This window comes from Sinomonas albida, from assembly GCF_004919045.1.
Taxonomy (GTDB): Bacteria; Actinomycetota; Actinomycetes; order Actinomycetales; family Micrococcaceae; genus Sinomonas; species Sinomonas albida.
The window spans coordinates 63,462-80,818 of the sequence record NZ_SWDW01000010.1; the positions used below are offsets into that span (position 1 = coordinate 63,462).

At 68.7% G+C, this 17,357-nt stretch carries 14 protein-coding genes and 1 tRNA gene; 6 read left to right on the forward strand and 9 right to left on the reverse strand.

Annotated features, from left to right (window positions below):
• Positions 1–35: 35 nt before the first annotated feature.
• From msrA to epsC, 3 genes are all read left to right on the forward strand, one after another.
• Entirely contained in the window at positions 36–560 is a 525-nt protein-coding gene (msrA, locus tag E6A26_RS11395; protein ID WP_136611322.1) for a peptide-methionine (S)-S-oxide reductase MsrA, read from the forward strand.
• Between the two features lie 87 nt (positions 561–647).
• Entirely contained in the window at positions 648–1,580 is a 933-nt protein-coding gene (gene cysK / locus E6A26_RS11400) for a cysteine synthase A (protein WP_136611323.1), read from the forward strand.
• Positions 1,581–1,628: 48 nt separating this feature from the next.
• Positions 1,629–2,207, forward strand: a complete 579-nt coding sequence (epsC, locus tag E6A26_RS11405) for a serine O-acetyltransferase EpsC (protein ID WP_136611405.1) — start codon at positions 1,629–1,631, stop codon at positions 2,205–2,207.
• A gap of 56 nt (positions 2,208–2,263) precedes the next feature.
• Here epsC and E6A26_RS11410 read toward each other — a convergent pair whose 3' ends face one another.
• Positions 2,264–4,015 carry an LssY C-terminal domain-containing protein gene (locus E6A26_RS11410; protein WP_136611324.1) on the reverse strand — a complete coding sequence of 584 codons (1,752 nt, stop codon included), beginning with the start codon at positions 4,013–4,015 and terminating at the stop codon, positions 2,264–2,266.
• A gap of 143 nt (positions 4,016–4,158) precedes the next feature.
• On the opposite strand from E6A26_RS11410, the gene E6A26_RS11415 reads away from it, so the two are divergent.
• The gene (locus tag E6A26_RS11415) at positions 4,159–5,808 is read left to right on the forward strand and encodes a purple acid phosphatase family protein (RefSeq protein ID WP_136611325.1); all 1,650 of its coding nucleotides are present in this window, start codon (positions 4,159–4,161) and stop codon (positions 5,806–5,808) included.
• Between the two features lie 84 nt (positions 5,809–5,892).
• Here E6A26_RS11415 and gndA read toward each other — a convergent pair whose 3' ends face one another.
• From gndA to E6A26_RS11430, 3 genes are all read right to left on the reverse strand, one after another.
• Positions 5,893–7,332, reverse strand: coding sequence for an NADP-dependent phosphogluconate dehydrogenase (gene gndA, locus E6A26_RS11420; protein ID WP_136611326.1), 1,440 nt, complete (start codon positions 7,330–7,332; stop codon positions 5,893–5,895).
• 221 nt (positions 7,333–7,553) lie between these two features.
• The gene (locus E6A26_RS11425; RefSeq protein WP_136611327.1) at positions 7,554–8,321 is read right to left on the reverse strand and encodes an SDR family oxidoreductase; all 768 of its coding nucleotides are present in this window, start codon (positions 8,319–8,321) and stop codon (positions 7,554–7,556) included.
• Complete coding sequence (locus E6A26_RS11430) at positions 8,318–9,280, reverse strand: NAD(P)-dependent oxidoreductase (protein ID WP_136611328.1); 963 nt, start codon at positions 9,278–9,280, stop codon at positions 8,318–8,320. Before E6A26_RS11430 ends, E6A26_RS11425 begins: the two co-directional genes overlap by 4 nt.
• Positions 9,281–9,319: 39 nt before the next feature.
• Here E6A26_RS11430 and E6A26_RS11435 point away from each other — a divergent pair, with 39 nt between their 5' ends.
• Positions 9,320–10,405: a D-2-hydroxyacid dehydrogenase gene (locus E6A26_RS11435; protein ID WP_136611329.1), complete on the forward strand. Its 1,086-nt coding sequence runs from the start codon at positions 9,320–9,322 to the stop codon at positions 10,403–10,405.
• Positions 10,406–10,598: 193 nt separating this feature from the next.
• Here E6A26_RS11435 and E6A26_RS11440 read toward each other — a convergent pair whose 3' ends face one another.
• From E6A26_RS11440 to E6A26_RS11460, 5 genes are all read right to left on the reverse strand, one after another.
• A complete protein-coding gene (locus E6A26_RS11440; RefSeq protein WP_136611330.1) occupies positions 10,599–11,957 on the reverse strand; it encodes an MFS transporter in 1,359 nt (452 codons plus the stop codon).
• Between the two features lie 156 nt (positions 11,958–12,113).
• The gene (locus E6A26_RS11445; protein WP_136611406.1) at positions 12,114–12,911 is read right to left on the reverse strand and encodes an IclR family transcriptional regulator; all 798 of its coding nucleotides are present in this window, start codon (positions 12,909–12,911) and stop codon (positions 12,114–12,116) included.
• 364 nt (positions 12,912–13,275) lie between these two features.
• A tRNA-Val gene (locus E6A26_RS11450) sits at positions 13,276–13,348 on the reverse strand.
• A 43-nt stretch (positions 13,349–13,391) separates the two neighbouring features.
• Positions 13,392–13,871: a peroxiredoxin gene (locus E6A26_RS11455; RefSeq protein ID WP_136611331.1), complete on the reverse strand. Its 480-nt coding sequence runs from the start codon at positions 13,869–13,871 to the stop codon at positions 13,392–13,394.
• Entirely contained in the window at positions 13,868–14,281 is a 414-nt protein-coding gene (locus E6A26_RS11460; protein ID WP_234865381.1) for a DUF3052 domain-containing protein, read from the reverse strand. The genes E6A26_RS11455 and E6A26_RS11460 overlap by 4 nt, the downstream gene beginning before the upstream one ends.
• 282 nt (positions 14,282–14,563) lie before the next feature.
• Here E6A26_RS11460 and aceE point away from each other — a divergent pair, with 282 nt between their 5' ends.
• Complete coding sequence (aceE, locus tag E6A26_RS11465; RefSeq protein WP_136611333.1) at positions 14,564–17,305, forward strand: pyruvate dehydrogenase (acetyl-transferring), homodimeric type; 2,742 nt, start codon at positions 14,564–14,566, stop codon at positions 17,303–17,305.
• The last annotated feature ends 52 nt before the right edge of the window (positions 17,306–17,357 follow it).

The window sequence follows — 17,357 nt, forward strand, 5'->3', positions numbered from 1 at the left end:
GGAATCTTCCGCTTGTCCCGGACATTGTAGGCAGCATGAAGACGTTCATCCTGGGCGGCGGCTGCTTCTGGTGCCTCGACGCCGTCTACCAGAAGACCAAGGGCGTGAGCTCGGTGGTGTCCGGTTACATCGGCGGCCACCTCCCCAACCCGGACTACTACAGCGTGTGCAGCGGGATGACGGGCCACGCCGAGGTAGTTGCCGTGACATTCGACGAAAACACCATTCCGGCCGAGACCGTGCTCGACATGTTCTTCGCGCTGCACGATCCGACCACTCCCAATCGGCAGGGTTATGACGTGGGGACGCAATATCGCTCGTCGATGTTCTACGTGGACGATGACGAGAAGGTCCTGTTCGAGGACGCCATCGTGCGGAACCAGTCGCTCTGGGACCGCCCGATCGTCACCGAGGTGACGCGCGCGAGCGAGTTCTATCCGGCCGAGGAATTCCATCAGAATTACTACGCGAAGAACCCTCAGGCCGGGTACTGCCACGTGATCATCAATCCGAAGCTGGCGAAGGCCCGCAAATATTACTCGGCGTGGCTCGACTCCTAGCTCTCATTTCGCGGCGTAGCTAGGCTGAGCGCGGCCTGCCACGCCGCTCGCCCTGCGAGCGGTCCCCACTTCACACGAAGGAAATCCATGCGCATCTACGACGACGTGACTCAGCTGGTCGGCAACACCCCGCTTGTCCGGCTCAACCGACTCACCGAGGGCCTCGGCGCGGAGGTCGCCGTCAAGCTTGAGTTCTACAACCCGGCCAACAGCGTCAAGGACCGCATCGGCGTCGCCATCATCGACGCCGCAGAGAAGGCGGGTGCGCTCAAGCCGGGCGGCACGATCGTCGAGGGCACGTCGGGCAACACCGGCATCGCGCTCGCGCTCGTCGGCGCAGCCCGCGGCTACAAGGTCATCCTCACGATGCCCGAGACGATGTCGACGGAGCGTCGCGTGCTGCTGCGCGCGTACGGCGCCGAGATCGTCCTGACGCCGGGCTCGGAGGGCATGCGGGGAGCGGTCGAGAAGGCCCAGGAGATCGTGGCGAACACGGAGAACTCGATCTGGGCGCAGCAGTTCGCGAACCCGGCCAACCCGGCGATCCACCGCGCGACCACGGGCGAGGAGATCTGGAACGACACCGAGGGCAAGGTCGACATCTTCGTGGGCGGCATCGGTACGGGCGGCACCATCACCGGCGCCGGCCAGCTGCTCAAGGAGCGCAAGCCAGGCCTCAAAGTGGTCGCGGTCGAGCCGAAGGACTCCGCCATCCTCAACGGCGGCGCCCCCGGCCCGCACAAGATCCAGGGCATTGGCGCCAACTTCGTGCCGGAGGTCCTGGACACGTCCGTCTACGATGAAGTTCTCGACGCGACGCTCGAGGACTCCGTGGCCACCGCCCGTGCCCTCGCGACCCAAGAGGGCATTCTCGGCGGCATCTCCTCGGGAGCGGCCGTCTGGGGCGCGCTCGAGCTCGCGAAGCGCCCCGAGAACGAAGGCAAGCTCATCGTCGCCGTGGTCCCCGACTTCGGCGAGCGCTACATCTCGACCGTTCTGTTCGACGACATCCGCGGCTAGAAGTCGCCCCTGTGGGCGGGCTGCGGTAGAAAGAAGCCTGTGTCACTGATCAAACGCACGTACGCGCGGCTCCTCGAAGACCTCGAGGCGGCCCGCGCGCACGACCCCGCAGCCCGCGGAAACGTCGAGAACTTCCTGGCCTACTCGGGCCTGCACGCCATCTGGATCCATCGCCTCACCCACAAGATGTGGGAGAAGCCCGAGCTACGGTTTCCCGCACGGCTCATCTCTCAGGCGGGCCGGTTCCTCACCGGCATCGAGATCCACCCTGGCGCGACGATCGGCCGGCGGTTCTTCATCGACCACGGCATGGGCGTGGTGATTGGGGAGACGTCCGAGATCGGCGAGGACGTCATGATCTACCACGGCGTGACGCTCGGCGGCCGATCCCTCGCCAAGATCAAGCGGCACCCCACGATTGGCGACGGCGTCACGATCGGGGCCGGAGCCAAGGTCCTCGGTCCCATCACGATCGGCGCCGGAAGCGCCGTGGGCGCCAACGCCGTCGTGGTCAAGGACGCGCCGCCAAACTCGATCGTGACCGGCATCCCTGCCACGTGGCGGCACCGCGACGCGGTCAAGGAGACGAAGCCGGCCGTCGACCCGGCGGAGTACTACTACATCTGAGTCCGCACTGGTACATCTGAGCCCGCACTGGCTGCACTGAGCTGTACCGGGGTTTGCTACCTGAGGCTGACGAGCTCGGCCCTGCCGTCGGTGAAGAACTCGTCCCCGCTTCCGTTGTGGCCCATCTGGGGCGTGGTCAGCGCGACAGGGTCTTCGGGATATCCGAGGGAGCCGATGATGTAGGCCCGTTCCGCGTCGATGTTGGGGTCGATGTGATGCGTGGGGATCTTCGCGGTGCCGGCGAGTTCGATTCCGTCGTCGAAGCTCGCGGTGGCCTCCCACACGGGGCGCCCATCCGGAGCGGTGAAGCCAGAGCGCCAGATGCGGATGTGATGGCGCTGCCGCAGCGAGTTGGACGCCGTTGGCTTCTGGAACGCGATGGCCTCGGGCTGCGAGGCCATGAACGAGGGTGTCACCGGCGCGGTGACGTACTGCCCGCCCTGGAACCCCACAGCGAACGCGCGAAGGGTATTGGCGAACGTCGACGGGTCGGCGCGATCCCAGCCACGGCCCTCGAACGCTCGCACGAGCTGGTCCTCGGTGCCGACGAAAACGAAGCTCGCCGGCTCCATCCTGTCCCCTGTGAGGGTCTCGCTGTACAGGGGAAGGCGCGAGAGCGAGGACGCGTCGAGCGAGGCCAGCGGCTGGGTGTGCGCGACGGCCGGACGGGCTTGGGGGCGGACCAGCAGCGGTGCGGCGACGAGGGCGAAGACAAGCCCCACGGCTGGGACGACGGCGATGACGCGCCCCGGGTTGGCGGCCCGCCGCAGTCCTCTCATGATCGGGTACCGCGCCGAGATCTCCAGGGTCCCCACGACGGCGGCCAGCATCGCGCTGCCCAGCAGCATGCTGCCCCACACGTCCGTCACGTAGTGCGCGCCGAGATAGACCCGGCTCATCGCCACGAGCAGCACCGCCACGAGGTAGCCGGCCACGGTGGCCGCCTTGGCCGCGGCAGAGGAGAACGCCTTGAACACGAGATAGGCGAGGATCCCGTAGGCAACGACCACGCGCATCACGTGACCGCTGGGGAAGCTCGGACCGGTCGTGGCCAGCAGCGCGAGCGACTCGTCCGGACGCGCCCGGCCCACGATGGCCTTGACCGCGAAGTACAGCGCCTCCTGCGCGATCACGGTCGCGACGACGGCGCCCGCGAGGAACCGCTCGCGCCTCCACCAGAGGAACCCCGCTGCGGCCACCGTGACCAGGATGAGAGTCTCGACGTTGGCCAGCATTGTCGCGGTCGCGAAGAACGACGTCTCGCCGGGGGTGCGCACGAGCGGCATGAGGTTCGCGATGCGCTGGTCCATCTGGGTCAGGGACCCGTGCGTGGCCACGGTGACGGCGAGGCCCAGGAAGTCGATCAGCGGAATGGCGGCAACCACGACCGTGGCCGTGAGCCACAGCCCCGTGGGAGCGTCGAGCCGGAAGCGGTTCCGCAGCCAGCGCACCACGGGCACGCCCGAGGTGCGGAAGCCGACGACGTACTCGTTCGATTCGAGTCCAGTCCACGCGGACGCGCCCAGCGATCGGAGCATCGCCGAGGGCCTGGCTAGGGCCCGCAGCACGGCATACACCAGCACCACGAGGAACACGACTTCGAGGAAGACCGCAGCGAGGAAGAGCATCGGCGACACGAAGAGGGACAGCGTCCTGACCGCGTAGAGGGACACGATCATCAGCACGAGGGCGATGAGAGCGAGCAGCAGATGAGCGGCAGCACCGCCACCGCGCCGCCGCGCCCGCCCGCCGTCGTCCGTTCTTGCTGCGTCTCCTGCTGCGTCCGTCTCCATAGCGTCCGTCTCCATGCACCTCCCTTCCCCGGCTACCTGCGAAAAGCCTGCATGCCTATCCTGCTCCGCGGACAGCCCCGAGGCGTGCACCGAACGTGCATCGGGCGTTCACGCACGGTTGGCCCGCTGTCCCGGGCACGAGGTGCATGCTCAGGCCCATGACGACGCCTCCCGAGAATTCCCCCGTCACCCGCCGTCGCCTCCTCATCGGCGCCGGCCTCGCCGCCGCCGCGGGCACCGTGGCCATCGCAACTCCCGCCCAGGCCGACTCCGGCGAGTCCGCCTCCGAAAGGGCCGCCTCCGACAAGGGCCTGCCGGGCTCGCTCTCGGTCACTGACCCGACCGCCACGCCGACCGTCGACGGCCTCCACCTGCAGTTCGGCGCCGATGCAGCACGCGAGGTCGTGGTCTCCTGGCACACCCTCCAGCCCGTCACCGACCCCCGAGTACTGCTCGGCGACGCGCACGGCAACTTCGATGCGGCCGTCGGTGCGACGACGCGGAGCTACGTCGACGCCAAGTCGGGCCGCACGGTCTACGCCCACCACGCCGCCCTCACCGGGCTCGACGCCGCCACCGGCTATCTCTACGCGGCGGTCCACGCCGGCGCGACCCCCGAGTTCGGCACGTTCACCACGGGCCCCCGCGGCCGCGCGCGCGTGACGTTCACGAGCTTCGGCGACCAGGGAACGCCGACCCTCGGCAAGAAGCAGACCGGCACCTCGACGTGGGTGAACGACAACCTCGGCTCCCCCGCCGCCGGCGACACCACGGGCGGAGTGGAGCGCGTCCAGCCCATGTTCCACCTCTTCAACGGCGACCTCTGCTACGCCAACATCGCGACGGACCGTGTCCGCACGTGGTGGGACTTCTGGACGAACAATTCGCGCAGCGCGCGCAACCGCCCGTGGATGCCGTCCGCGGGGAACCACGAGAACGAACTCGGCAACGGCCCGATCGGCTATGCCGCCTACCAGACGTACTTCGAGGTTCCGAAGGCCTCGGGCCAGACCGACGTGACGCGCGGCCTCTGGTACAGCTTCACGGTGGGCGCGGTCCGCGTGATCTCCCTCGCCAACGATGACGTGTGCTACCAGGACGGCGGGAATTCGTACGTCCGCGGCTACTCGAAGGGCGCCCAGAAGGCGTGGCTCGAGGGGGAGCTCAAGGCCGCGCGGGCAAGCCAGGACGTCGACTGGGTCGTGGTCTGCATGCACCAGGTAGTGATCAGCACCGCGAACAACTTCAACGGGGCCGACCTCGGCATCCGCCAGGAGTGGGGCCCGCTCTTCGACAAGTACGGCGTGGACCTCGTGGTGTGCGGCCACGAACACCACTACGAACGTTCGCACCCGGTCCGGGGCGCTGAGGCGAATCAGACGCTCACCCCGAAGCCGGCAGCCACCGACCCGCAATCCGTCGACACGACCAAGGGCACGGTCCACATGATCCTCGGCGGCGGCGGAACGTCCGCGCCCTCGAACCAGCTCCTGTTCACGCCGCCCGAGTGCCGCGTCATCGTCTCCGTCGCGGCGCCAGACCCGACGACGGGCAAGCGAGCGCCGGTGTACGTGCACGAGCCGGCTCCGTGGTCGGCCGTGCGGGACGCCGCGAATTCGTACGGCTTCGGCGCGTTCGACGTCGATCCCGGCGAGCCGGGCGGTGAGACGACCATGAAGGTCACGTACTACAACGTCACCGGCGTGGGCGGCGGCCTCGAGGCATTCGAGACGTTCACGCTCCGCCGTCCGCGCTCGGACGCGCGCCGGGCGGCGACGTCCGACGCAAGCCAGGGCGCTCAGAACTGACCCACAGACGACGGCGCCGCACACCCTGAGGTATGCGGCGCCGTCGTTCGTCGTTGCCTGCGGGACGCTGCCCGCGGGAGGCGACTAGTGCGTGTCGACCGCCGAGATCTCGGAGCGGTCCTCGCCCCACAGCGTGTGGAACGTGCCCTCGACGTCGACGCGCTGGTAGGTGTGTGCGCCGAACAGGTCGCGCTGGCCCTGGATGACGGCGGCCGGGAGGCGCTTGCGGCGCAGGCCGTCGTAGTAGGCGAGCGAGGAGGAGAACACCGGCACCGGGATGCCGAGCTGGACGGCAGTGGCCACGACGCGGCGCCACGCGGGGACGGCCGCGCCGACGGACTCGACGAACGCGGGCGCGAAGAGGAGGTTCGCGGGCTTCTCGCCGCCCTTGTACGCCTCCATGATGTCCTTGAGGAGTTCGGCGCGGATGATGCAGCCCGCGCGCCACAGCGACGCGATCTCGTCGAGCTTGAGGTCCCAGCCATACTCCTTCGCGGCGCCCGAGAGCATGTCGAGGCCCTGGGCATAGCTCACGAGCTTCGAGGCGTAGAGCGCCTGGCGCACGTCCTCGATGAAGTTCTCGGGGAGCGCGACCTCAACCTCGTGGCCGGCCAGGGTCTCCTGCGCGATCGCGCGCTGACCGCGCTGCGACGAGATGCCGCGGGCGAACACCGACTCGGCGATGCCCGAAACCGGCGATCCGAGGTCGAGGGCGGACTGAACGGTCCAGCGGCCCGTGCCCTTCTGCCCCGCGGAGTCCACGACGACGTCGATGAACGGCTTGCCGGTCTTCGCGTCGACGTGACGGAGCACCTCGGACGTGATCTCGATGAGGAACGAGGAGAGCTCGCCCTTGTTCCACTCCGCGAAGATCTCGGCCTGCTCGGCGGGCTCGATTCCCGCGCCGCTGCGCAGGAGGTCGTAGGCCTCGCCGATGACCTGCATGTCCGCGTACTCGATGCCGTTGTGCACCATCTTGACGAAGTGGCCGGCGCCATCGGTGCCGATCCAGGCGCAGCACGGCGAGCCGTCGCTGGCCTTCGCCGAGATCTTCTCGAGCAGCGGGCCGAGGGCCGCGTAGGACTCCTTCGAGCCGCCGGGCATGATGGACGGGCCGTTGAGCGCGCCCTCCTCCCCGCCCGAGACGCCGACGCCCACAAAGTGGAGGCCCTTCTCGGCGAGGGCGGACTCGCGGCGGCGCGTGTCCTCGTAGTGCGAGTTGCCCGCGTCGATGACGATGTCGCCCTCTTCGAGGAGCGGCACGAGCTGGTCCACGACCGCGTCGACGGGCGCACCGGCCTTGACCATGATGAGCACGCGGCGCGGCTTCTCGAGCGAGTCGACGAGTTCCTGGAGCGTCTCCGTCCGGACGAAGTTGCCCTCGTCGCCATGCTTGGCGAGAAGCGTGTCGGTCTTCTCGACGGAGCGGTTGTGCAGCGCGACGGTGAAGCCGTTGCGTGCGAGGTTTCGAGCGAGGTTGGCGCCCATCACCGCGAGTCCGGTGACGCCGATCTGTGCAGACATGTACTCTCCTTCTCGAGCCGGGCCCGCGGGGGTCCGCGGACGCGCGGCTTTTGCCAGTGCCTGAAGTCCACGCTAATGGACCGCGCGCCGGCATGCCCTTTCTTGACAGCCTATTTCGGTGGGCCTAACTTCTGGCAATCGCTTGCCACGATTGCCGCGCAGGCGGCCCGCCCGCGCGGAGTCGCCAGCCGACCCGCCGCGGACCAGGGGGGTGGGGCGACTCAGACCACGACCGTCATTCCGCCGTCGACGAAGATCGTCTGGCCGTTGACGAAGTCTGACGCGCCCGAGGCGAGCCACACGACCGGGCCGGCGACGTCGTCGACCGTCCCCCAGCGCCGGGCCGGCGTTCGCCCGAGGATCCATGCGTTGAACTCGGGATCGTCGACGAGGTTCTGAGTCATCTCGGTGTGGATGTAGCCGGGGGCGACCCCGTTGATCTGGAGCCCCGAACCGGCCCACTCGGCCGCCATGGCGCGGGTGAGATTGCGCAGGCCGCCCTTCGCGGCCGTGTACGCGCCGATCGAGGGCCGTGCGAGGTCCGTCTGGACGGAGCAGATGTTGATGATCTTGCCCGCGCCCCGCTCCGCCATGCCGCGCGCGGCCTCGCGGCCCACGAGGAAGGCACTCGTGAGGTCGGTCCGGATCACGCGGTCCCAGTCGGCCGGGTCGAGGTCGAAGAGCGGCACCCGGTGTTGGATGCCCGCGTTGTTGACGAGAATGCCGAGGGGCCCCGCCTTGGCCTCGGCCTCGGCGACGCCCGCCGCCGCGGCCTCGGGATCGGTCACGTCGAACGCGACGGCGAAGACACGTTCCTCGCCGTAGACGTGCGCCATCTCGAGGCGGGTCGCCTCTGCGCGCGCGGCGTCGCGGCCGTGGATCACGATCGTGGCGCCGGCGTCCGCGAGCCCGCGCGCGAGCGCCGAGCCGATCCGGCTCGAGCCGGTCACAAGGGCCGTGCGGCCGCTCAGGTCGAACAGTGCGGTCATGGGCGGGAATCCTCCTGAAGCGGGCTGGTTGCGAGTCCCGCGCGGCGGCGCGCGAGCTCATGGACGGAAGCGAGATCGAGGTCGCCCAGCTGTTCGGCAACGAGATCGCCGTAGACCTCGAGCGCGCTCTCGGCGATCGGCAGCCGGGCGCCGGCCTCCGTGGCGGCGGCTTCGACGAAGCGGAGGTCCTTGAGCATGAACTTCGCGGGGCCCGTGGGCGTGTAGTCCCGGGCGATCATGCGCGGGGCCAGCTGATCCATGACTCGGCTGCCTGCGAGCCCGCCCGCGAGCACGCCGAACAGCGCGCCGACGTCGAGCCCCTCTGCCTCGGCCAGTATGGCGGCCTCGGCGAGCGCGGCCGCCGTCGTCCCCACGATGAGCTGGTTGCACGCCTTGGCGAGCGACCCCGCACCCAGGCCCCCGAGGCGGACCACGGTGTCCCCCATGGCGCCGAAGAGCGGGCTGAGCGCCGTGAAGTCGTCGGGCTCCGCGCCGACCATGATGGCCAGGCTCCCGGCGATGGCGCCGGCGCGCCCGCCGCTCACGGGAGCATCGACGACGACGGCGCGCCCCGCGCTCGCGCTGGCCACGGCGGCACCGAAGCGTTTGACGTCGACCGGCGAGACGCTGCTCATGACGACGACGCGCGTCCGCCCCGCGGGCGGTCTCGCCGCCCAGGCCGCGAGCAGCGGCGCCGCGGCCTCCTCGATCATGGGCAGATCCGGGAGCATGAAGATGATCGTCTCCACGTCCGCAAGCTCGGTGACAGCTCCGACCCTTTCGCCGCCTGCCGACTCGAACGGCTTGTAGGCGTCAGCCGAACGGTTCCAACCGCGGACGCGCCATTCCGCCCCGAGGAGGTTGGCCGCCATGGGCCCACCCATGAGCCCGAGCCCGACGAACCCGACGGTTCGCGATGCATCGTCGTTTCGTGTCACGTGGGTCTCCTCTCCCGACATCTGTTCAGTATATTAGCCAGATTTCAGTAGAGTGGACATATGAGTCGTGAATTACCTTCCGCCGGATGGCCCGCGGGCGAGCCTCTCACGGTGGCGATTGCCGTCCCCCTCGAACCGGAGTTCGTCGACGCGATCCGCGCCGTCGACCCGGCCGTCACCGTCCTGTACGAGCCGGATCTCCTCCCGCCGGAGCGATTCCCCGCCGACCACGCTGGCGATCCGGCCTTCACGCGGGACCCCGAGGCCGAGGAGCGCTACTGGAAGCTCCTCAACTCCGCCGACGTCCTGTACGGCTTCCCCAACGAGTCGGCCGCCGGTTTTGCGCGCATCGTGGCGGAGAACCCGAAGCTGCGCTGGGTCCACGCGATGGCAGCGGGCGCGGGCGCCGCGGTCAAGGCGAGCGGAGTCTCCAGCGCCGAGCTCGAGCGCGTCACGGTGACGACCTCAGCCGGCGTGCACGCACTCCCCCTGGCCGAGTTCGCCATGCTGGGCATCCTCAACGGCCTCAAGCGCACCGCCGAACTCGCCGCCGACCAGCGGGCCAAGCACTGGCCCGCGCTGCGGACGCCGACGCGGCTTGCCTCGGGCTCCCATCTGGTCATCGCGGGCCTCGGCGAGATCGGGCTCGAGACGGCGCGGCTCGCGCGGGCGCTCGGCATGACCGTGAGCGGCACGAAACGCAGCGCCGAACCGATCGACGGCATCGACGAGGTCGCCACCGCGGACCGGCTCCCCGAGCTCGCCGCGCGCGCGGACGCCCTCGTCAACACCCTTCCCGGCACGGCCTACACAGACGGCCTCATCGGCCGCGAAGTCTTCGCCGCGATGCGGCCGGGAACCATCCTTGTCAACGTGGGCCGGGGAACGGTCGTCGACGAGGAAGCCCTGCTCGAGGCGCTCGAGTCCGGGACCGTGGGCTACGCATGCCTCGACGTCTTCGCGGTCGAACCGCTCCCGGCGGACTCCCCGCTGTGGGACCATCCCCGCGTCCTCGTCTCGCCGCACACGTCCGCCCTGAGCGCCGCGGAGAATCGGCTCATCGCCGAGCGCTTTGCCGCCAACCTCCGCAAGTACCTCGACGGGGTGACGCTCCCCCACCGCGTGGATCCCGTGCACTTCTACTGATCGGCTCGCCTACTGATCGGCTCGCCGCGTGCCCCGGCCGCGGCGTGCCCCGGCCGCGGTGTGCGACGCACACGAAGGAGGCCCCGCCGCGGCGGGGCCTCCTTCGTGTCGCCAAGGGGCCGGTCTTCCTATGACAGCCAAGAGTGACAGCCAAGAGGCCAGTCTTCATGTGCCGTCCAGAGGACCAGCCGGATCAGGCGCCGTCCTCGAGGGCGGTCAGGTCGCGGCCCTTGGTCTCACGGATGGTGAACGTCGTGGCGAACGTGATGACCGCAAGGGCACAGGAGAACCCCGCGAGCACCAGCCATGAGTTGTGCGTCGCGGCAAGGAAGATCCCGATGAGCACCGGGACGAGGCCCGAGGCCACCATGGCCGAGATCTCTCGGCTCAGGGCGACGCCAGTGAACCGGCGCGTTGCGCCGAACATCTCAGGCATGAGCGAGCACTGAGGACCGAGGCACGCCTGGACGCCGATGCCCGTGCCGATCGCGATGACCACGTACACGAGCCATGTCTGCCCGAGCGTCACGAGGTAGAAGGCCGGGAACGCGATGATCGCCTGGAACAGGGCGCCGTAGCGGTACACCTTGACGCGGCCCACCCGGTCCGAGAGCGCGCCGAAGGCGACGACCGCGACCGCGGCGACGCCGGCCGCCACGAGGAGGGACGCCGGGCCGATCGCCTTGTCCGACTTGAACGCCGCGACAGTGCCGAGGAAGGAGACGACGACCGCCGAATAGATCGACGAGTTGCCGTTCTCCGCCATGCGGATGCCGATGCCCTTGAGGACAGTCCGCCACGACGAACGGACCACCTCGCCGATGGGGTTCTTCGCGACCTCGTTGTGCTTCTCGAGCTCCCGGAAGACCGGGGTCTCCTTGAGCCGGAGCCGGATCACGACGGCGGCCACGATGAGGACGAACGAGCAGAGGAACGGGACGCGCCACAGCCATTCCTGCACGATCTTCGGGTCCACGAGGCCCAGAAGGGCGAACGTCCCGGCGCCGAGCAGCGTGCCCAGCTGGATGCCGACAAACGGGAGGGCCGCAAAGTATCCGCGTCGCTTCGCGGGCGCCACCTCCGAGATGAGGGTCGTCGCGCCAGCCTGCTCGGCGCCGGCGCCGAGCCCCTGCATGATGCGCAGCGCGATGAGCAGGATCGGCGCCGCGGCGCCCACCTGGCTGTACGTCGGCAGCACACCGATGAGGAAGCTCGCCGAGCCCATGAGCAGGATCGTCCCGAGGAGCACCATCTTCCGACCCCAGCGGTCGCCGATGAAGCCGAAGATGAAGCCCCCGAGCGGGCGCGCGACATACGCGACGCCGAACGTCGCGAGCCCCACGATCATGCTCGCGTTGCCGAACGGCGCAAAGAACAGCGGCCCGAAGACGAGGGCGGTCGCGAGGCCGAAGATGTAGAAGTCGTAGTACTCGAGGGCGGATCCTATTGAGCTCGCGAGCGTTGCGCTGCGGAGCTGGACTGGATCGACGGCAACCTCATCGCTTCGCGGGCTCGTCGCCGGACGCGCGCTGCCGAGTGGGCTGGTGTGCATGTGTACTCCTTTGGACTCGACGGCCCGGAGCGCCCGAGGGGCTCACACGAGGCCGGCGTGACACCGATCACTGTACTGAATAGCGTACAGAATTCTGAACGTTTGTCCAGTGGAGTGGATTCAGTTCACCATGCTGGCCACATGATGGCGCGGCTGCTACCCCATGGGGTTGCCGAGCGCGCGCGCAAGCTCCTTGAGCTCCGCGACCATCGCAGCCTTCTGCTCCTCGGTGAACGTCGCCTTGAGGGCCGTGACGCTCACACCGAGGTTGGGGCCATGCGCGCCGCGTGTCGGCACGGGGACCGCGAGGCACACGACGCCGAGGGTCGACTCCTCGTCCTCGAAGGCATAGCCCTGCTCCCGGATGCGGTGGAGTTCCTCTTTGAACGCCTTGCCCGTGCGGATTGAATGCGGAGTGAGGACGGGCAGCTCGGCGTCGTCGGGGTACATGTCCTCCCAGTCGTGCTCGTGGAGGCGGCCGACGAGGGCCTTGCCCACGGCGCACAGCGATGCGGGCATCTTGTCGCCGATCGTCGACGTGAGGCGCACGGCCGGATGGCCCTCGTACCGGGCCAGGTAGATGACGTGGTCCCCGTCGAGGAGCGCGATCCGAACGGTCTCCCGCGAGAGCGCAGGCGCCTGAGCGCAGAACTGGTAGAACTCGCGGATCTCGTCGCGGCGGCTCAGATAGGACGCGCCGAGCTCCACGAGCTTGCGGCCAAGGAGGAAGTCGCTGCCCTCACGGACCACGAGGCCCGCATCCTCGAGGGCCTGGAGGATGTTCGACGTCGAGGACTTCGGGATGCCGAGCTCGCGGGCCAGATCACTCAGGGTCGCCCGCCCGCTCGAGGCGGCGGCGAGAACATCGAGGACAGCGGCCGCGCGCGTCACCGCCGGGGCAGGCGAGGACGACGACGGCGCCTCCTCGCGCCCGCGGCGCTCCGCCTCCGGGATGACTGCAGACCTGCTCGGTGCCACGATGCTCCTAACCTGTGCGGGCGAGTGCCCGCAGCTCGTCCAACATACTGAACACAGATCATGATACTGAGTTGGGCGCGGCCTGGGGAGCTCCGGGCGAGCGCCCAGCGCCGTCACAGCGACGACACAGATTTGTTGAGACACCCGCAGTTCACCTAGTATTCACGGCAGAGCCTCCCACCGCGGCAACCCCCCAATGGCTGCGGCGGGAGGCTCTTTCCATGCCCGATCGATCGGATGGGGCGCGGCCGGCGCATCGAGCTGGCGGACCGCGAAGGACGACGACCCTCAGAATGCCGGGCGTGAGGGTGCCAGGCGAAGACTGGCGGCCGAGGAGCGGTGGGTCCTACCGGGATCGAACCGATGACATCCACGGTGTAAGCGTGGCGCTCTACCAGCTGAGCTAAAGACCCGTGCCGGCGATGCCGGCGAGGTTCCACTCTACCCGATGCGCCCCTAGCCGAGGCCCACCAGCGCGGCCGCGTACTCGTCCAGATCACGGGCCTTCCCGCGCGGATTGACCACGCTGTACCGGACGATCCCCGCCGAGTCGAGGATGAAGGTGCCCCGTAGCGCCATGCCGCTTGCGTCGTCGAACACCCCGAAGCGCCTTGCCACCTCGCCGTGCGGCCAGAAGTCGGCCAGGAGCGGGAACCTGTACCCCTCGGCCTCCGCGAAGGCACGAAGCGCGAACTTGCTGTCCACTGACACCGCGATGACTTCGGCGTGAGCGTCGGCGAAGACGTCGAATCGATTGCGGATCTCGGCCAGCTCGCCGGTGCAGATCCCGGAGAACGCGAACGGGTAGAACACGATCACCACGGGCCTGCCGCGCAGCGCAGAGAGCCGCACGGGCTCGCCGAATTGATTCGGGAGCTCGAAGTCGGGAGCCTCGTCGCCGATCTGAGGAGGGTGCGCCAGAAGGGCGCCGGTCACTTCTTGCGCGCCAAGCGCGTGGCGTGCCAGTCCTTCGAGACGCCGGCGGTCGACGTCGAGTGAAGGCCTGCCGTGGGCGCTGCTTCCTGGACCTCGGCCGGCGGCACGTACCCGGGCCGCCCCTGCTTCGGCGTCAGGAGCCATACGACCCCTCCGTCCTCGAGGGTCGTCTGGGAATCGACGAGCATGTCCACGAGGTCACCGTCGCCATCGCGCCACCAGACGACGACCGCATCGACCACGTCGTGATCCTCTTCGTCCAGAAGGTCAGAGCCCACTGTTTCCTCGATGGCCTCCCTGAGGTCGAAGTCGACGTCCTCGTCGTAGCCGAACTCCTGGATCAGGTCTCCCCCCTTGAAACCCAATCGCCCCGCCACATTGCTTTCCGCGGCGGTGTCGGTCTCGCCCACGTTCTCCTCCTCTAGCAGACCCCGCACGCCTTGTGCCGCGGGGAATGTATCTATAAGCCAACACCGTTTGGCGCGTAGCATCAAGCGCACGCGCTGCGCGCCCCCGGCCGACGCCGCTAGAGTGACATGGAGCGCGCCGCTGCTCCGGCTGGGGAACCCGGCTGCCTGATGAGGGGCGCTTACACGAAAATGGGCCCGAACGTTGGGGTCCAGCAACGATATTGCCCGGCGTCCGGCAGCCACCAGCTGGCGGTCCTACGGGCTCGAAGAGAGGTTTTGGACGTGTCTGTAGGAGAGGAAACCTCGCACATCCTGAGCGGCCTGACGAACCAGCTGCCGGACCGCGATCCTGAAGAGACCGCCGAGTGGATCGAGTCTCTCGACGCCCTGATCGAAGAGCAGGGCACCGAGCGCGCGCAGTACATCATGCGCAGCCTCCTCCAGCGAGCGGGATCGCGGAGTGTGGGCGTTCCCATGGTCACGACGACGGACTTCGTGAACACGATCCCCGCGGACCAGGAGCCCGAGTACCCGGGCAACGAGGAGTTCGAGCGCCGCTACCGCGCGTACATGCGCTGGAATGCCGCGATCATGGTGCACCGCGCGCAGCGGCCCGGGATCGGCGTGGGCGGCCACATCTCCACGTACGCCGGTGCCGCGACGCTCTACGAAGTCGGCTTCAACCACTTCTTCCGCGGCAAGGACCACCCGGGCGGCGGCGACCAGGTCTTCTTCCAGGGCCACGCGTCCCCCGGCATGTACTCGCGTGCCTTCATGGAGGGCCGCCTCAGCGAGCAGGACCTCGACGGGTTCCGGCAGGAGAAGTCGCACGAGGGCCACGCGCTCTCCTCGTACCCGCATCCGCGCATGATGCCGGAATTCTGGGAGTTCCCGACCGTGTCCATGGGCATCGGCCCCATGAACGCCATCTACCAGGCCCAGACGAACCGCTACCTGCACAACCGTGGCCTCAAGGACACGTCAGACCAGCACGTGTGGGCGTTCCTCGGCGACGGCGAGATGGACGAGCCCGAGAGCCGCGGCCTGCTCCAGCTCGCCGCGAACGACAACCTCGACAACCTCACGTTCGTGGTCAACTGCAACCTGCAGCGCCTCGACGGCCCGGTGCGCGGCAACGGCAAGATCATCCAGGAGCTCGAGGCGTTCTTCCGCGGGGCGGGCTGGAACGTGATCAAGGTCATCTGGGGCCGCGAGTGGGACACCCTGCTCAAGAAGGACGACAACGGCCAACTCGTCAAGGTCATGAACGAGACGCTGGACGGCGACTACCAGACCTACAAGGCGGAGTCCGGCGGATTCGTCCGCGAGCACTTCTTCGGCAAGACCCCGGAGACCAAGGAGCTCGTCGCCGACCTCACCGACGAGGACATCTGGAACCTCAAGCGCGGCGGCCACGACTATTGGAAGGTCTACGCCGCCTACAAGGCCGCGACCGAGTTCAAGGGCAAGCCCACGGTCATTCTCGCCATGACGGTCAAGGGCTACGGCCTGGGCCCGCACTTCGAGGGCCGGAACGCGACCCACCAGATGAAGAAGATGACGCTGCAGGACCTCAAGGACTTCCGCGATCACCTGCGCATCCCGATCTCGGACGAGCAGCTCGAGGCTGACCCCTACCAGCCGCCGTACTACCACCCCGGGCAGGACGCCCCCGAGATCGAGTACATGATGCAGCGTCGCAAGGCGCTGGGCGGCTTCCTCCCCGAGCGCCGCGATCCGCGCCGCGGCATCGCGCTGCCGGCGGACAAGTCGTTCGAGGTGGCAAAGCGCGGGTCGGGCAAGCAGCAGGCCGCGACGACCATGGCCTTCGTGCGGCTGCTGAAGGATCTCATGCGGGACAAGGACTTCGGCAAGCGCATCGTGCCGATCGTCCCCGACGAGGCGCGCACGTTCGGCATGGACGCGTTCTTCCCGACGGCCAAGATCTACAACCCGAAGGGCCAGAACTACCTCTCGGTGGACCGTGACCTCGTGCTCGCGTACAAGGAGGCCCCGGAGGGCCAGATCCTGCACGCCGGCATCAACGAGGCCGGCTCGATCGCGGCGTTCACGGGCGCTGGCACCTCCTACGCGACGCACGACGAGACGCTTGTCCCGGTCTACGTCTTCTACTCGATGTTCGGCTTCCAGCGCACGGGAGACGGCATCTGGGCGGCGGCGGACCAGATGGCCCGCGGCTTCATCATCGGCGCGACCGCGGGCCGGACCACGCTCACGGGCGAAGGCACGCAGCACGCCGACGGGCACTCGCCGCTCCTCGCCTCGACCAACCCGGCCGTCGTCACGTACGACCCGGCGTACGGCTACGAGATCGGCCACATCGTCAAGGCGGGCATCGAGCGCATGTATGGGGGGAACCACCCGGATCCCAACGTCATGTACTACCTCACCGTGTACAACGAGCCGATCGTGCAGCCGGCCGAGCCAGAGGAGCTTGACGTCGAGGGGCTCGTCAAGGGCATCTACCTCCTCGCGCCGGCCAAGATCGACGGCCCGCGGACGCAGCTGCTCGCCTCAGGCGTCTCGGTCCCGTGGGCGATCGAGGCCCAGCAGATCCTCGCCGAGGAATGGGGCGTCTCCGCGGACGTGTGGAGCGTGACGTCCTGGACCGAGCTCCGCCGCGACGGCCTCGCGGCCGAGGCAGAGGCGTTCCTCAACCCCGGCCAGGAGCCGCGGGTGCCGTTCGTCACGCAGCAGCTCGCCGGGGCCACCGGTCCGATCGTGGCCGTCACGGACTACATGAAGGCCGTGCCGGACCAGATCCGCCAGTTCCTTCCGAACGAGTTCGCGACGCTCGGCGCCGACGACTTCGGCTTCGCGGACACGCGCGCCGCCGCTCGCCGGTACTTCCACATCGACAGCCACTCGGTGGTGGTCCGCGCCCTCCAGATGCTCGCCCGCCGCGGCGAGGTCGACGCCGACGCCCCGCGTCAAGCGTTCGAGCGCTACCGCCTCCGCGACGTCAACGCGGGCACGACCGGCAACGCGGGCGGCGACAGCTAGCCTTTCGTCCCCTAAGGCACCACGAACGACGGCGGCGCTCCCCCACGAGGGA

Coding starts and splice junctions, on each gene's coding strand:
- cysK (WP_136611323.1), top strand. CDS start 648: ATGCGCATCTACGACGACGTGACTCAGCTGGTCGGCAACACCCCGCTT.
- E6A26_RS11440 (WP_136611330.1), bottom strand. CDS start 11,957: ATGCACACCAGCCCACTCGGCAGCGCGCGTCCGGCGACGAGCCCGCGA.
- msrA (WP_136611322.1), top strand. CDS start 36: ATGAAGACGTTCATCCTGGGCGGCGGCTGCTTCTGGTGCCTCGACGCC.
- E6A26_RS11430 (WP_136611328.1), bottom strand. CDS start 9,280: ATGTCGGGAGAGGAGACCCACGTGACACGAAACGACGATGCATCGCGA.
- E6A26_RS11410 (WP_136611324.1), bottom strand. CDS start 4,015: ATGGAGACGGACGCTATGGAGACGGACGCAGCAGGAGACGCAGCAAGA.
- E6A26_RS11435 (WP_136611329.1), top strand. CDS start 9,320: ATGAGTCGTGAATTACCTTCCGCCGGATGGCCCGCGGGCGAGCCTCTC.
- E6A26_RS11415 (WP_136611325.1), top strand. CDS start 4,159: ATGACGACGCCTCCCGAGAATTCCCCCGTCACCCGCCGTCGCCTCCTC.
- gndA (WP_136611326.1), bottom strand. CDS start 7,332: ATGTCTGCACAGATCGGCGTCACCGGACTCGCGGTGATGGGCGCCAAC.
- E6A26_RS11425 (WP_136611327.1), bottom strand. CDS start 8,321: ATGACCGCACTGTTCGACCTGAGCGGCCGCACGGCCCTTGTGACCGGC.